Origin of the sequence: Streptomyces axinellae, from assembly GCF_039532135.1 — a bacterium.
GTDB classification, from domain to species: domain Bacteria; phylum Actinomycetota; class Actinomycetes; order Streptomycetales; family Streptomycetaceae; genus Streptomyces; species Streptomyces axinellae.
In genome coordinates this window covers 125,820-139,551 of sequence record NZ_BAAARJ010000017.1, presented here as the reverse complement: position 1 = coordinate 139,551, position 13,732 = coordinate 125,820, and the positions used below count along the sequence as shown (strand labels likewise).

Below are 13,732 nucleotides of genomic sequence, written 5' to 3'. Positions count from 1 at the left end.
AGGCCGCCAGGACGGCCGCAGCAGTCAACGCATCCAAGGCAGCCAACGCGATCAACGCAATCAACGTAATCAACACAGCCTCCGCGCCCGGGAGTTCGAGGCGTTCGTCGCGGGCGCGGGCGGCCGGCTGCTGCATGCCGCCACGTTGCTGACGGCCGAGCCGCCAGGAGCCGCGCCCGAAGCACAGCGGCTCCTGGTGGGCGCCCTCGCCCACACGCGCGCCGACTGGTCACGGCTGCGCGGCGAGGACCCCTACGAGCGCACCCGGCAGGAACTCACCAGGCGCTTCGCCCACACCGGATGGCGCCACCGCCGCCCACGCGGCGGCCTGCTGGGCGTACTGCCGCCGCAAGAACGGCTGGTGCTGGTGCTGCGGCTGTTCGAAGGTGTGGCGGACGAGCAGGTCGCCGCGTCCCTCGGCCTGCCGGTCGAGCGGGTGCGCGCACTGCACACCCGCGCCATGGCGACGCTCCTGAGCCGCCCTGTCGAGAGCGCGGCGCCGAGGTGAGCCTGCCGGACCGCAAGGAGGCCGAGGTGCGCAAGCTGCTGGCGCAGCTCCCTGGGGAGCCCGTCCCCGCCGACCTGGCCGAGCGGGCGCTGCGGCGGGGGGCCCGGCTGCTGAGGCGCCGCCGGGTACTGCGGACCGTCACCTGGCTGTGCGCGCTGCTCTGCCTGGCCGCCTTGGCCGGGTGGCTGCTCGCCGACCGGCCCTGGTCCCAGCCACCGCCCGCCACCTCGCCGACGGTGGGGTGGTAGCGGCCCCGGCCCCGTCAGGGGCACGGGGAACTGCGCGCTCAGCCACTTGACGGCCGCAGGCGGGAGGCGGGCTGGGCCTGGGGGCGGGGAGCCGCCCTGGGCCCTGGCATCCGTCGCCTCCTGCGGGGGTGCCCCTTCAGGGGCGCGGGGAACTGCGCGCTCAGCCACCTGAGGGCGGCAGGCGGGACACGAGCCGAGCCCGGGCGGCGGGGAGCCGTGGGCGGCAGGCGGACGGCGCCGTCCGCGGGCGCCTCAGGTCTGCTGGCGCGATCCCCCGCGCCCGGTACGGGCGCTACGCGTGGGCGCTGATGACGCCCCCGGCGCTGAGCACGATGTAGACGCCGTTGGCGTTGAGCCCGACGTCGTGCTGGTTCGCGTTGAGCGTGGCGGCCACACCGTCATGGCCGATGATCTTGGCGCGGTAGTGGTTCTCGCCGGCCTTGGTGACCTTGGCCGTCCAGCCGCCCTCAAGGTCGAAGGTGCCGGGGCCCTGCTGGTCGCCGCCCATCCAGGAGTGGATCTGGCCGTCCAGCGTGAGCGTGACGAACATGCCGTTGGCGTCGAGCCCGGCATCGCTCTGCTTCGTCTCCAGGGTGGCCAGGACGTCGCCATCATTGACGATCTTGGCCCGGTAGTGCTGGCTGCCGAGCTTGTAGATCTTGGCCGTGCTGCCGTCCACCAGGGTCTCGGAGCGGGCCCGGGACGCCGCCGACGTGGACGTGGCGGAGGAGGCGTTGTCGCCCTGTGCCTGGGTCCGCACATCGGTCTGGTTCTTGCCCGAGCCGGCGCGCGAGGTCTCGCCGCTGTCCGCGCCGCCGCCGGTGGCGTGGGAGGCGGAGGCGGAGTCCTTCTTCTGGGAGCCGGCGGCGTCGTCGCTGCCGCTCTGGCAGGCGGTCAGGGAGAACGCGGCAGCGGCGGCCACGGCCACCAAGGTGGCGGAGCGGACGGTACGGCGGGTACGGCGGATACGGCGAGCGGTCATGATGGAAGTCCCCCAATGGGCTCTCAGGTTGCGGTGCCCCCGCCTTCATCCGCAGGGCGGCCGGCCGGGTCTGCTGTTCGCTGCACCCTGTGAGATGGCCCCCGGGCGGAAGTTGTTCACCGGGTTCTGTCCGCGCTTGGTAACAGAGGAAGCGGGCGCACAGGGCGGGAGGGGCGACCGCGCCGCCGAGCCCCTCCCGCCCCGCCGGGGTCCGTTAGTCCAGGGCCTGGGTCAGGTCCGCCAGCAGGTCGTCCGCCGACTCGATGCCCACCGACAGCCGCACCAGGTCCGCGGGGACCTCCAGCGCCGAGCCCGCCGCCGAGGCGTGCGTCATGCGGCCCGGGTGCTCGATGAGGGACTCGACGCCGCCGAGGGACTCACCCAGCGTGAACAGCCGCGCCCGGTCGCACACCCGGACCGCCGCCTCCTCGCCGTCCGCCACCCGGAAGGACACCATCCCGCCGAAGCCCCGCATCTGCTTGGCCGCGATCTCGTGCCCGGGGTGGGTGGGCAGGCCCGGGTAGAAGACCTCGCTCACCTTCGGGTGCGCCTCCAGAAGCTGGGCGACGCGGGCCGCGTTCGCGCCGTGCCGGTCCATGCGGACGGCGAGTGTCTTGATGCCGCGCATGACCAGCCACGAGTCGAAGGGGCCGGCGATGGCGCCCATCGCGTTCTGGTGGAAGGCCAGTTCGTCGCCGAGCGCCGGGTCGGAGACGACGAGCGCGCCGCCCACCACGTCCGAGTGGCCGCCCATGTACTTCGTCGTCGAGTGCACGACGGCGTCCGCGCCCAGCGCCAGCGGCTGTTGCAGGTAGGGGCTGGCGAAGGTGTTGTCCACGACCAGCCGCGCCCCGGCGCTGTGCGCCACCTCCGCGACGGCCTCGATGTCGGTGATGCCCAGCAGCGGGTTGGAGGGCGTCTCCACCCACACCACCTTGGTGCGCTCGCACAGCGCGTCCCGTACGGCGGCCGGATCCGAGGAGTCGGCCACCGACCAGCGCACCCCCCACCGCTCGGCGACCCGCGCGAAGAGGCGGAAGGTGCCGCCGTACGCGTCGTCGGGGATGACGACGTGGTCACCGGGCGTCAGCAGCGTGCGCAGCAGGCAGTCCTCGGCGGCCAGACCCGAGGCGAAGGCCAGACCGCGCCTGCCGCCCTCCAGCGCCGCGAGGTTCTCCTCCAGCGCGGTGCGGGTCGGGTTCGCCGAGCGGCTGTACTCGTAGCCGCCGCGCAGCCCGCCGACGCCGTCCTGCTTGTACGTGGAAACCTGGTGGATGGGCGGCACGACCGCCCCTGTCGTGGGGTCGGCCGCCTGGCCCGCGTGGATGGCCAGGGTCTCGAAGCCCCCGGGGTGCTGCCCGGCGGCTCCGGTCTCGCCGGGTTCGCCGCTGCTGTTCTTGATGCCCTTGATGCCGTTGTCGCGCTGCTCACTCATGAGAGCGAGACTAGTGGGCCGTACGGTGGAGTCAGGGCGTACTCAGCGAGGCCGCCCCGCCGAGCCGACGACCGACCCCCCAGCCACTGGCCGGGAGGTCACCGAGTGTGGAGACCCGACGCCATGGAAGCCCTGTTTCTCCTCATCGCCCTCGCCGCCGTCTTCGGCGCGGTGGCCTACCCCGCGATGCGCCGCAGGCGGCTGGGCCAAGGCCACCGGGACGGGGTGCGCGGGTTCACGCAGGCCCTCGACCCGTCGGCCGGCTACGGCTTCGTGCCCTCCGACCAGCTGGACGTTCGCCTGCCGGGGCCCGACCGCGAGCTGGTGGAAGCACTGGAGGAGACCCAGCGCGGCCAGGAGTGGGAGCCGGTGGCGCGGCTGCTGGCCTTTACCGGTGACGAGTACGAGCTGCGCTGGCAGCGTGTGCAGTCGCTGGCGGGCGCCGCCGCGATGGAGCTGGCGCGCTCCCGTGAGCCGGCCCGCTCCCGCGAACTGGGCGCGCCCGGGACGGGCACCTTCGGAGCGGATGCGTCCGGACCTGGCGCCTCCGGGCCCGGCGGGGCGCGGGACGCGGTCTCCTTCAGCAAGGACTTCAGCCGGCAGGAGCCCTCGCCGCAGCAGGACGCGCGCTGGCTGCGGGACTGGCGCGCCCAGCAGCCCCGCGACCCGGGAGGCGCCCAGGTGTACGCGCAGTTCCTCGTCTTCCAGGCCCTGGCCGAGCCCGGCGGCTCCGATGACCGCCGCATCATCCTGGAAGAGGCCCGCAACGTCGCCCACGACGCGGCCGAGCTCGACCCCGCCGACCCGACACCGCACCTGACCGAGCTGTTCATCGCCCGCCACCTGGAATACCGCGAGGCCGACTTCGAGTCCCTCTGGTCGAGCGTGCGCCGCCTGGCCCCCGACCACATGGGCGCCCACCTGGCGGCGCTGCCCTACTGGTCGGCGAAGTGGGCCGGCTCCAAGGAACAGGCCGACGCCTTCGCCCGCACGGCCGCCTCCCACGCCCCCGAGGGCACCTTGCTGCCCGCCCTTCCGCTCTTCGCGGCCTACGACCATCTGCCCGAGGTCAACATGGTCCGTGGCCTCTACCAGAGCGAGGAGATCGCCCAGGCCATCGAGGCCGCCGAGTTCGCCGTCGATCAGGTCGAGGACGACCATCCGGTCCGCCCGCACGTCCTGCACCTGCTGGTGTGGTTCCTCGTCCGCGCCGAGCGCTACGCCGAGGCGCTGGAGGCCCTGGCGGCGGTTGACGGCCACGTGGGCGCCGTCCCCTGGGTGGACGAGGGCGACCCCGCCGCCGCCTACGCCGCGTACCGCGCCCTGGCGGTCGCCGGCTACGAGTCCACGGGCGGCGCCCGCACCCCGCACTGAGGGCCGTCGCTCGCTCTTTCGGGTACCCGCTCCCGGCATCCCGCCCGGTCACGTCGAGTGGCGCGCGGGATCCCGTCCATGGGAGGGACCACGACCGCTGAACCGGCTCCCGAGATCAACACGATCACCTGGCCGGTGCCGCCGCCGAACGGCTACACCGTGGACGACCTGCTGACCCTGCCGGACCTCCCGCCGCACACCGAGCTGATCGACGGGGGCCTGGTCTTCGCGAGCCCGCAACGCCTCTTGCACGCGGACGTGATCGACATGCTGTTGAGCGGGCTGCGGGCCGCCGCGCCTCGTGACCGAGTACGCGTCAGGCGGGAGATGACCGTCGTCCTGAACCGGCGCAACGGCCCGGAGCCGGGCGTGCTCGCCGTCCGGGCCGAGTCCGTCCGGGGCCCCGGCCAGACGGCGTACCAGGCCGCCGACGTCCTGCTCGCCGTCGAGGTCGTCTCGCCCGACTCCGAGGAGCGCGACCGCGACACCAAGCCCCGCAAGTACGCGGCAGTCGGCGTCCCGCACTTCTGGCTGGTGGAGCGCGCGGGGGAGAGCCCGCACCCGGTCGTCCGCGTCTACGAACTCGACCCGGTGGCCAGGGGCTACACCCCGCGCGGCATCTTCCGCGGGCGGCTGACGCTTGACGAACCGTTCGACATCGACATCGACATCGACCTGGCAGCTGTGGACGAGCTGCAGTACGCGGCGCCGGGCGCGGTCGGCCGCCAGGTCGCAAAACCGTGAGGTCGATCTCCACGGAGAAGGGGGCGACCGCCTTCACCGTGCCCGCGCGTACACGTCACCCTCCCGGTAGGCGTGTGCGGCCTGATCCAGGAGACAGGTGTGGACGGGGGGACGCCGGTGGCGCCCTGCTCGACCCGCCAGTCTCGATGCCCGCACACTGCTCTTCGCTCCAGGAGCTGTACTGCTCGGCAGCCACCCGGGCGTGCATCACTCGCGGACGATCATCTCCGCGCCCACGGGGGCCTCCCTGATCCTGCTGGGCGGGCCTGATGGGGCTCAGGGCAGCGGCGACGGGGGCGCCGGTGGCGCCGAGCGCGAGGGGCGGGAACCGGTACACAGGCGAGGGCACGGGCCGGGTCTACGCGAGCTCACGGGCCGGGTCTGAGGAAGAAGACGTGCCGGGATTCCCGATGAACCGGACGCGCTGCGGGCCCGTTGTGGCTTGTCGGAGAATTTGATTCAGCGCCGCATCCCTATTCGTCAGCTCAGGTCGGAAACAGCCGAAACGGTCAGGGCGGTCCTGGATGCGGTGCGCCCGGGGCGACGTCCTGCGGCTGGAAAGGAAGTCATTGTCATGCCGGATGATAAAAATCTGCTGCGCGAAGCTGTGAACCGGAACGCTTACCAGAAGTCTTACGCGAGGGATCCTGCAGCCCATGAGGCTGCGCAGGCCCAAGCCGACCAGGCCCGGGCCGCACAGGAACATGAGGAGAGGGAACGGGTCGCGCGGAATGAAACTGAAGTCCAGAACCATCTCGCAAGACTTCGTGCCGAGCGGCAGGGGGAGACGCAGAAAAGTGCTGCCGCTCAAGACATCTCCCCGCAGGATTTCCTCAGGACGATGGAGGAGAAAGAGCCTATGAAGGCCCTGGAGGAGGCCGAAATAATGGCTCGCAAGGAAGAGGATGTTGCACTGGATATTTGCGACAAACTTCTTGACTCCCCTTTGAGTGATGGTCAGCACAATCCGGCCGAGGACGCGGCGAACATCCGGGCGGATCGGGCCGGAGAGGTGGCGAAAGCGTGGAGTCAGTTGAAGGAATATATCCGGGAAACTCGTGAGGTGGCTGCTGATGTCGCTGCCTATGAGGCTTCTGAAATGAGCTCGATCCCGTTCTCGACATGGGAAGAGGTGCGGGCCGACGAGGACATGCGTGAATCCTACGAGAAGGCTCGTGAACTTCAGCGGAATTACCTGCGGGTTTACGGGACTCAGCAGCCCGTAGCATCCGCACCCGAGTCCGTCGTGCAGGCCGCCCGTGCTTCCCGTCAGCTCACCCTTGACCAGCCCGGGCAGAAGCCTGTGAGCCCCGGTGCCGCGCAGGCGAAGCCGACCGGCACCGTGCCGGCGAAGCGCCCGAACAACAGCGAGCCGGGCGGGAGGCTTTCTCCCCCGCCGCGCAAGCGGTGACCCGTACTCCTGAAAGCCGGTTCGGCGACGTCCTTTACCGCAGCGAGCTCGATATGGAGAAGGGGAGAGAGAATGCCGAACGGCGGTGATCCTTCCGAAGAGCTGCGGAAGAATGCGATGCTGCGAAACGCCCGACAGCACGGGGGTGCCGAAAGTGAGCCTTCCGCGGCATCGATGCCTGAACTGGTACCCGATCCGGCGCCCAACGGCCGACCCCCCACCGAGCAGGAGCTTGAGCAGCAGCAGTTCTACCGTCGCCAGGAACCCCGGGTGGCAGTGAGAGTCGCCTTGGACTGGACCCGCAAGGAATTCTCGGGCCTCGACAAACAGCATGCGGAATCTCAACGAGGTGGCGGTCCCCAGAGTAGTAAGGCACACGGGGCGAGTCCGCTCTCCGAACGCAGGGGCCACGCCAAAGAGGTGATGAATGCGTGGGAGCGGGTGAATATGTTGCTGACGAGGGCCGACGCGAGGCAGAAGCCCATTCGGACCTGGGACGAGGCGGAAAATCGCCCAAAATTCCTCGAACTCTACATCAACGCCCAGCGTCTTCTGGCGACCTATACCCAGGCATATGGGTCTCAGGGCGCTGGACAGGAGTCCATCGCGAAGGCCGCCCGGCAGTCGCTGCGGCAGTTCGCGCCCGCTCGGCCCGCCCAGGGGGCGCAGCCCCAGGCTCCCGGCGCCGTGCCCCCACAGGTGCCGCACGCCGTGCGGGGAGCGCCCGGTAGGCAAGGCGGACCGGCATCGGCGCGGCCCAGATCGCCGCTCGGGGGGAAGTGAGCTGTACCGGTCCGGTGGTGGCCCTGGGAGCCCGCCGCGTTCGAGGAGGCTCGGCGGCGCGGCGTACCCGTGCTGCTGTCGGTCGGTTGCGCGGCCTGCCACTGGTGCCGGTGAACTCGCGGACCCGGTAGTCGGCGGTGCTCACGCCTCCTTGGTGATCACGCGGCTCCCGCAGAGCTTCGACCAGTCGTCGCGGTCGGAGGTCAGGACGATCACGGGAGCCGGGACGCGGAGTGCGAGCGCGGCGACGAGAGCGTCGATCGCGTACTTGTGTCCGTGCGGCCCGCCTGCGTCCCGAAGCAGCGCCACCGCGGTCAGGGAGTCCTCCTGGCTGACCGGTTCCACCCGCAGCCGGGAGAGCAGCCACCTCAAACGCGCCAGATCGGTCTTTCCCTGCACAGCCTCGACGATGGTCAGCGCGGACACGAGGACGGGGATCCCGACCTGCCGGGATGCCTCGATGCGAGCCGCCGTCCTGCGGTCGTCGCGCAGGAGCAGGGAGAGTGCCTCGGAGTCGAGCACCAGCGAGCGGGCCGGCTGCCCCTTCACGCAGCGCCCCGTTCCACGGCGTCGGCGTTCTCTTCTCCGAACAGCTCACGGCGAGCCGCTTCGACCTCCTGCTCCGTGAGCGCGCCGTGCTCCTCCTCGTGGGACGCGACGATCTCAGCGAGCCCGTCCATGGCGAGCTGGTGCCTGACGGCCTCTGTCACGTAACCGGACAGTCCACGACGACCGGCCCGGGAGCGGAGCTCGCTGACCAGCTCGGCGGGCATGGATACGGAGATGTTCTCGGTGGTTCCTGCTCGGGTCGGCTTCATGTCCAAAGTGTATGACAAGCACTATTACATCGCACAGGCGTACACCTTCACTCACCCACCCCCAGCTGCCGGCGTGCTGGCCGGGTACAGCATCAACGGGGTGGAGCGGTGGAATGACGACGGCGGCCGTTCTGTGGCGGACGTACGCAGGGCCGAGACGGGGGAGACCGCCGAGAACCGCTGAAAGTCGGCACCGACGGCTCCGAGCCGGCCCGTTGCCCGCGCACCCGCGCACCCTTCAGACCACCGTTGTCGGCCTGGAGCGGGCCGATCGCGGGGGCGCTCGCGGCGGTCGTGCTTCGTGCGCAGGTGATCACGCGCCGCGATCCTCGTCATGCGACGATGCCGGTATGAATCGTCTGGCCGACTCCCAGTCGCCCTACCTCCTCCAGCACGCCGGCAACCCCGTCCACTGGTGGCCCTGGGAGCCTGCCGCGTTCGAGGAGGCTCGGCGGCGTGATGTACCCGTACTGCTGTCGGTCGGTTATGCGGCGTGCCACTGGTGTCATGTCATGGCGCACGAGTCGTTCGAGGACGAGGACACTGCCGCGTACCTGAACGAGCACTTCGTGTCCGTCAAAGTGGACCGCGAGGAGCGGCCCGATGTGGACGCCGTCTACATGGAGGCTGTGCAGGCGGCCACCGGGCAGGGGGGCTGGCCGATGACGGTGTTTCTGACGCCTGAAGCACGGCCCTTCTACTTCGGTACCTATTTTCCGCCCGCCCCCCGGCACGGTATGCCCTCCTTCCGGCAGGTGCTGGAGGGGGTGCGCAGTGCGTGGGGGGAGCGGCGCGGGGAGGTTGACGAGGTGGCGGGGCGGATTGCGCGTGACCTGGCCGCGCGCACCATCAGCGTCGATGCGCCGCAGCCGCCGGGGGCCGAGGAGATGGGGGCCGCGCTGCTCGGGCTCACGCGGGACTTCGACGCCGTGCGCGGGGGCTTCGGCGGTGCGCCCAAGTTCCCGCCGTCGATGGTGCTGGAGTTCCTGCTGCGCCACCACGCCCGTACCGGGTCGGACGGGGCGCTGGAGATGGTGCGGGCCACCTGCGAGGCGATGCGGCGGGGCGGTATCTACGACCAGTTGGGGGGCGGTTTCGCCCGCTACTCCGTCGATGCGGAATGGGTCGTTCCGCACTTCGAGAAGATGCTCTACGACAACGCCCTGCTGTGCCGCGTCTACGCCCACCTGTGGCGCAGCACCGGCGCCGCGCAGGCGCGCGCGGTCGCGCTGGAGACGGCCGACTTCATGGTGCGCGAACTCGGCACCGCCGAGGGCGGCTTCGCCTCCGCGCTGGACGCCGACAGCGAGGACCCGCAGGAGGCGGCGGGCGGCCACGCCGAGGGCGCCTTCTATGTGTGGACGCCCGCGCAGCTCGCGCAGGTGCTCGGCGAGGAGGACGGGGCGCTGGCCGCACGCTGGTTCGGGGTCACCGAAGCCGGCACGTTCGAGGGCGGTGCCTCCGTGCTGCGGCTCCCGGAGACGGAGGAGCCTTCGGCGGAAAGGGGGCCTTCGGGGCCTTCGGGGCCTTCGGGGCCTTCGGGAGCTACGGGGCCTGCCGGACTTGCGGACGAGGCCGGCTCCCGGCCGGACGACGCCGGTGCCGACGCGCGTTTCGAGGACGTACGGCGCCGCTTGTTCGAGGCGCGTGCGAAGCGGCCCCGGCCCGCGCGGGACGACAAGATCGTGTCCGCCTGGAACGGGCTGGCCGTCGCCGCGCTCGCCGAGACCGGCGCCTATTTCGAGCGCCCCGACCTGGTGGAGGCCGCCCGCCGCGCGGCGCGGCTGCTGGCCGGGACGCACACCCGCGACGAGGGCCGCCGCCTGGTGCGCACCTCCCGCGCGGGGGTGCCCGGTTCCGGTGCCGGTGTGCTGGAGGACTACGCCGATGTGGCCGAGGGCTATCTGACGCTGTATGCCGTGACCGGCGAGGGCGAGTGGCTGGAGCACGCGGGCGCGCTGCTCGGCACGGTGCTGGAGCGGTTCGCGGCCGAGGACGGCACGCTGTACGACACGGCCGACGACGCGGAGCGGCTGATCCGGCGTCCGCAGGACCCCACGGACAACGCGGTGCCGTCGGGGTGGAACGCGGCGGCCGGGGCGCTGCTGTCCTACGGCGCCTATACCGGTGACCACCGCTACCGTGAGGCGGCCTCGCGGGCGCTGGGCGTCGTACGCGAGCTGGCCGGGCGGGTGCCGCGGTTCGTGGGATGGGGGCTGGCCGTGGGAGAGGCGCTGCTCGACGGGCCCCGGGAGGTCGCCGTCGTGGGGCCGGTGGGGGAGGCGCTGCACCGGACGGCGCTGCTGGCTCCGGCGCCGGGTGCGGTGGTCGCCGTGGGTGAGCCCGGCCCCTCCGGGACGTTCGGCTCGGCAGCGACGTCCGGCCCGGCCGGGGCGCCGGGCTCGGCCGGAACGCCAACGTCCTCGGCCGGAACGCCAACGTCCTCGGCCGGAACGCCAACGTCCTCGGCCGGGACGTCGATGTCCTCGGAGGGCCCCGGCTCTCCGGAGCCCGGGGGCGTTCCGCTGCTGGCGGGGCGGGGGCTGGTGGACGGGCGGCCTGCCGCGTATGTGTGCCGCGGCTTCGTGTGCGCGGCGCCGGTGACGGAGCCGGACGCGTTGGAGGCGGCGCTGCGGGAGTGAGTCCCGCGTCGGGCGGGCCCGGTGCGGGCCCGCCCGGGAGGCGCCCGGGTGCGCTGCCGCCTCGCACCGCGCGCCCTACAGGGTGAGGCCCCGCTCCAGTACGGCCAAGGAGCGGGTGACCAGGTCGCGGAGGGCGTCGAGGTCGCCGGTCAGCCCGGCGTCCACCCAGGCGTACATGGCCTCGGTGAGGGCTCCGAGCATCGCCCCGGTGACGATGCGCAGTTCGAGATCGTCGCCCGGTCTGCCCGTCCGCTCGGCCAGTGCGCTCAGCAGCAGCCGCATCGTCTCGGCCGAGTGTTCGCTCATTCGGCCGCGCAGCGCGGGGACTTCGCGGATGAGCCGGATGCGCTGGCAGGTCTCGTTGGCGTCGCTGGTGCAGATGCGCGCGAGGGAGTCGAACAGCGCCTCGCGCAGCGCGGCTACGGGCGGCTCGCCGGGCGGACGCTCGCGCAGGGCGCTCTCGATGAGGAGGTTGTACTCGTCGGTGAGCACGATGTCTTCCTTGGTGGGGAAGTAGCGGAAGACGGTGCTGGGGGAGACCTCCGCCTCGTCGGCGATCTGATCGACGGGCGTCGCGTCGTAGCCCTGTTCCTTGAAGAGGCGGTAGGCGGTCCGCCGGATGGCCTGGCGGGTCTGGATCTTCTTGCGCTCGCGCAGACCGAGCTTGGCCGTGGGAAGACCTGTGGGCGTGGGGAGACCTGCGGCTGTGGGGAGATCCGCGGGCGTGGGGAGACCTGTGGCTGTGGGGAGATCCGCGGGCGCGCCGGTGGCGTGGGCGGAGTCTGTAGGTGCGGGGGCCATGGACCTCATTCTCGGGTATGGGCCCCGGCCGGGCCATGTTCGTGTCAATGGTTGTGCCACCCCCGTTACCCGTGGGTTCGGTATCCCCGGTACATGGGGGTTCGGCGGGCCCGCTCCGCCCGGTGGTACCGCAGGGTCGCCGGCCCGTCACCGGGGTGAGGGAAAACACGGGGCGCCCTGTGGAGGGCGCGCTTAGGCTGGCGCTATGCAGGTGATCCAGTCGACGAAGCTCGCCAATGTCTGTTACGAGATCCGGGGCCCGGTCCTGGAGGAGGCGACGCGGCTGGAGGCGGCAGGCAACCGGATTCTGAAGCTCAACACGGGCAACCCCGCGGCGTTCGGCTTCGACTGCCCGCCGGAGATCCTGGAGGACATGCTCCGCAACGTGGGCACGGCCCACGGCTACGGCGACGCCAAGGGCCTGCTCTCGGCCCGCCGCGCGGTGACGAACCACTACCAGAAGCAGGGCATAGAGCTGTCCGTCGAGGACGTCTACCTCGGCAACGGCGTCTCCGAGCTGATCCAGATGTCCATGCAGGCCCTGCTGGACGACGGGGACGAGGTGCTGGTCCCCGCCCCGGACTACCCGCTGTGGACCGCGTCGGTCTCGCTGGCCGGCGGCACGGCCGTGCACTACCGCTGCGACGAGCAGTCCGACTGGATGCCCGACCTGGCCGACGTCGAGCGCAAGGTCACCGACCGCACCAAGGCGCTCGTCATCATCAACCCCAACAACCCCACGGGCGCGGTCTACGACGACGAGATGCTGCGCGGCCTCACCGACATCGCGCGCCGCCACAATCTGATCGTCTGCTCCGACGAGATCTACGACAAGATCCTCTACGACGGGGTGACCCACACCCCCAGCACGCTCATCGCACCCGACCTGCTGACCCTCACCTTCAACGGGCTCTCCAAGTCCTACCGCGTGGCCGGATACCGCAGCGGCTGGCTCGCGGTCTGCGGTCCCAAGGCGCACGCCGCCAGCTACATCGAGGGCCTGACCATCCTCGCCAACATGCGGCTGTGCGCGAACATGCCGGCCCAGCACGCGGTCGCCGCCGCGCTGGGGGGACGGCAGTCGATCGAGGACCTGGTGCTGCCGGGCGGGCGGCTGCGGCAGCAGCGCGACACCGCGTACGAGCTGCTGACGGGGATTCCGGGGGTGACATGCGTGCGGCCCAAGGGGGCCATCTACGCGTTTCCCCGGCTCGATCCGAAGGTCTACAAGATCAAGGACGACCGGCAGATGGTCATCGACCTGCTGCGGGCCGAGAAGATCATGATCGTGCACGGGACGGGGTTCAACTGGCCCGAGCCCGACCACTTCCGCATCGTGAACCTGCCCGGGGTGAGCGAGCTGACCGATGCCGTGACGCGCATCGGCCGCTTCCTGGAGGGCTACAGCCAGATGTGAGGGGCGGGCCGACGCCTTGGTGAGCGCGGCCCCGGGGTTGCGGGTGGCCGCGGGCCCGTCCGGGAGAGCGGTGAATGCGGGACAAGTTTAGACGGAGTCCAAGTTAGGATGGGTTCCTGAACGCATTGCCAGGAGGCCCACCATGTACGAACCGATCCGCACCAAGTCGGTCCACAGCCTGGCCGACGACGCGCTGCGGGGGCCGCTGCCGCAGCGCACCCGCGAGGAAGAGCTGGACATCCGTCTCGCGGGGCAGCTGACCGCGCTGCTCACCGTGACCGACGAGCTGCGGGTTCTCGCCCCGGATGCCTCGCTCGACCGCGCCGCGGGGGAGCTGGCCGCGCTGGTGACCCGGCTGTCCGGGGGGCGGGCCCCCTTGCGTGCCGAGCCCTCCGCCCTGCGGGCTGACGCCGCGCATGTCGCCTCGCTTCACGCGCGGGCCCGCACGCTTGCGGGGAACGCCCTCGCCGTGGCGACCTCGCGTGGGGACGAGGTCGCCACCGCGGTGGCGACGGAGCGCCTTGAGGACCATGCCTCGGCTGTGGCGGTACCGGTGTAAGAGCGCGCTG

At 71.5% G+C, this 13,732-nt stretch carries 14 protein-coding genes and 1 pseudogene; 10 read left to right on the top strand and 5 right to left on the bottom strand.

Features of this window, described 5'->3' with window-relative positions:
* Positions 1–31 precede the first annotated feature (31 nt).
* Positions 32–508 carry a sigma factor-like helix-turn-helix DNA-binding protein gene (locus tag ABD339_RS24340; protein WP_344568690.1) on the top strand — a complete coding sequence of 159 codons (477 nt, stop codon included), beginning with the start codon at positions 32–34 and terminating at the stop codon, positions 506–508.
* The gene (locus ABD339_RS24335; RefSeq protein WP_344568635.1) at positions 505–756 is read left to right on the top strand and encodes a hypothetical protein; all 252 of its coding nucleotides are present in this window, start codon (positions 505–507) and stop codon (positions 754–756) included. Before ABD339_RS24340 ends, ABD339_RS24335 begins: the two co-directional genes overlap by 4 nt.
* A 292-nt stretch (positions 757–1,048) precedes the next feature.
* Here the strand turns inward: ABD339_RS24335 and ABD339_RS24330 are convergent, their stop codons facing one another.
* The gene (locus ABD339_RS24330; RefSeq protein ID WP_344568633.1) at positions 1,049–1,738 is read right to left on the bottom strand and encodes a hypothetical protein; all 690 of its coding nucleotides are present in this window, start codon (positions 1,736–1,738) and stop codon (positions 1,049–1,051) included.
* A gap of 214 nt (positions 1,739–1,952) precedes the next feature.
* The gene (locus ABD339_RS24325) at positions 1,953–3,173 is read right to left on the bottom strand and encodes a cystathionine gamma-synthase (RefSeq protein WP_344568631.1); all 1,221 of its coding nucleotides are present in this window, start codon (positions 3,171–3,173) and stop codon (positions 1,953–1,955) included.
* A gap of 123 nt (positions 3,174–3,296) precedes the next feature.
* Here ABD339_RS24325 and ABD339_RS24320 point away from each other — a divergent pair, with 123 nt between their 5' ends.
* The 4 genes and pseudogenes from ABD339_RS24320 to ABD339_RS24305 form a co-directional block, all read left to right on the top strand.
* Entirely contained in the window at positions 3,297–4,547 is a 1,251-nt protein-coding gene (locus tag ABD339_RS24320) for a hypothetical protein (RefSeq protein ID WP_344568629.1), read from the top strand.
* A gap of 78 nt (positions 4,548–4,625) precedes the next feature.
* Positions 4,626–5,291 carry a Uma2 family endonuclease gene (locus tag ABD339_RS24315; protein ID WP_344568628.1) on the top strand — a complete coding sequence of 222 codons (666 nt, stop codon included), beginning with the start codon at positions 4,626–4,628 and terminating at the stop codon, positions 5,289–5,291.
* A 574-nt stretch (positions 5,292–5,865) separates the two neighbouring features.
* Positions 5,866–6,702 (top strand): hypothetical protein, encoded by an 837-nt coding sequence (locus tag ABD339_RS24310; protein ID WP_344568627.1) that lies wholly within the window; start codon positions 5,866–5,868, stop codon positions 6,700–6,702.
* 789 nt (positions 6,703–7,491) lie between these two features.
* Positions 7,492–7,593: pseudogene (locus ABD339_RS24305) on the top strand (DUF255 domain-containing protein); the annotation flags it as partial.
* A gap of 33 nt (positions 7,594–7,626) precedes the next feature.
* On the opposite strand, the gene ABD339_RS24300 reads toward ABD339_RS24305, so the two are convergent.
* Positions 7,627–8,034, bottom strand: a complete 408-nt coding sequence (locus tag ABD339_RS24300) for a PIN domain-containing protein (protein WP_344568626.1) — start codon at positions 8,032–8,034, stop codon at positions 7,627–7,629.
* Positions 8,031–8,303: a hypothetical protein gene (locus ABD339_RS24295; RefSeq protein ID WP_344568625.1), complete on the bottom strand. Its 273-nt coding sequence runs from the start codon at positions 8,301–8,303 to the stop codon at positions 8,031–8,033. The genes ABD339_RS24300 and ABD339_RS24295 overlap by 4 nt, the downstream gene beginning before the upstream one ends.
* Between ABD339_RS24295 and ABD339_RS24290 the strand changes: the two genes are divergently transcribed.
* Entirely contained in the window at positions 8,302–8,487 is a 186-nt protein-coding gene (locus ABD339_RS24290; RefSeq protein ID WP_344568624.1) for a DUF4357 domain-containing protein, read from the top strand. The genes ABD339_RS24295 and ABD339_RS24290 overlap by 2 nt on opposite strands.
* Before the next feature lie 166 nt (positions 8,488–8,653).
* Positions 8,654–10,945, top strand: coding sequence for a thioredoxin domain-containing protein (locus ABD339_RS24285; RefSeq protein ID WP_344568623.1), 2,292 nt, complete (start codon positions 8,654–8,656; stop codon positions 10,943–10,945).
* A 75-nt stretch (positions 10,946–11,020) separates the two neighbouring features.
* Here ABD339_RS24285 and ABD339_RS24280 read toward each other — a convergent pair whose 3' ends face one another.
* Positions 11,021–11,746 carry a TetR/AcrR family transcriptional regulator gene (locus ABD339_RS24280; protein ID WP_344568622.1) on the bottom strand — a complete coding sequence of 242 codons (726 nt, stop codon included), beginning with the start codon at positions 11,744–11,746 and terminating at the stop codon, positions 11,021–11,023.
* A gap of 205 nt (positions 11,747–11,951) precedes the next feature.
* On the opposite strand from ABD339_RS24280, the gene ABD339_RS24275 reads away from it, so the two are divergent.
* Positions 11,952–13,163, top strand: coding sequence for a pyridoxal phosphate-dependent aminotransferase (locus ABD339_RS24275; protein ID WP_344568620.1), 1,212 nt, complete (start codon positions 11,952–11,954; stop codon positions 13,161–13,163).
* A gap of 142 nt (positions 13,164–13,305) precedes the next feature.
* Positions 13,306–13,722, top strand: a complete 417-nt coding sequence (locus ABD339_RS24270; protein ID WP_344568618.1) for an SCO4983 family protein — start codon at positions 13,306–13,308, stop codon at positions 13,720–13,722.
* The last annotated feature ends 10 nt before the right edge of the window (positions 13,723–13,732 follow it).

What these genes read in the sequence shown, in the direction of transcription:
- ABD339_RS24290 (WP_344568624.1), top strand. Translation starts at nt 8,302, where the DNA reads ATGTCCAAAGTGTATGACAAGCACTATTACATCGCACAGGCGTACACC.
- ABD339_RS24325 (WP_344568631.1), bottom strand. Translation starts at nt 3,173, where the DNA reads ATGAGTGAGCAGCGCGACAACGGCATCAAGGGCATCAAGAACAGCAGC.
- ABD339_RS24315 (WP_344568628.1), top strand. Translation starts at nt 4,626, where the DNA reads ATGGGAGGGACCACGACCGCTGAACCGGCTCCCGAGATCAACACGATC.
- ABD339_RS24285 (WP_344568623.1), top strand. Translation starts at nt 8,654, where the DNA reads ATGAATCGTCTGGCCGACTCCCAGTCGCCCTACCTCCTCCAGCACGCC.
- ABD339_RS24310 (WP_344568627.1), top strand. Translation starts at nt 5,866, where the DNA reads ATGCCGGATGATAAAAATCTGCTGCGCGAAGCTGTGAACCGGAACGCT.
- ABD339_RS24295 (WP_344568625.1), bottom strand. Translation starts at nt 8,303, where the DNA reads ATGAAGCCGACCCGAGCAGGAACCACCGAGAACATCTCCGTATCCATG.
- ABD339_RS24270 (WP_344568618.1), top strand. Translation starts at nt 13,306, where the DNA reads ATGTACGAACCGATCCGCACCAAGTCGGTCCACAGCCTGGCCGACGAC.
- ABD339_RS24320 (WP_344568629.1), top strand. Translation starts at nt 3,297, where the DNA reads ATGGAAGCCCTGTTTCTCCTCATCGCCCTCGCCGCCGTCTTCGGCGCG.
- ABD339_RS24275 (WP_344568620.1), top strand. Translation starts at nt 11,952, where the DNA reads ATGCAGGTGATCCAGTCGACGAAGCTCGCCAATGTCTGTTACGAGATC.
- ABD339_RS24280 (WP_344568622.1), bottom strand. Translation starts at nt 11,746, where the DNA reads ATGGCCCCCGCACCTACAGACTCCGCCCACGCCACCGGCGCGCCCGCG.
- ABD339_RS24330 (WP_344568633.1), bottom strand. Translation starts at nt 1,738, where the DNA reads ATGACCGCTCGCCGTATCCGCCGTACCCGCCGTACCGTCCGCTCCGCC.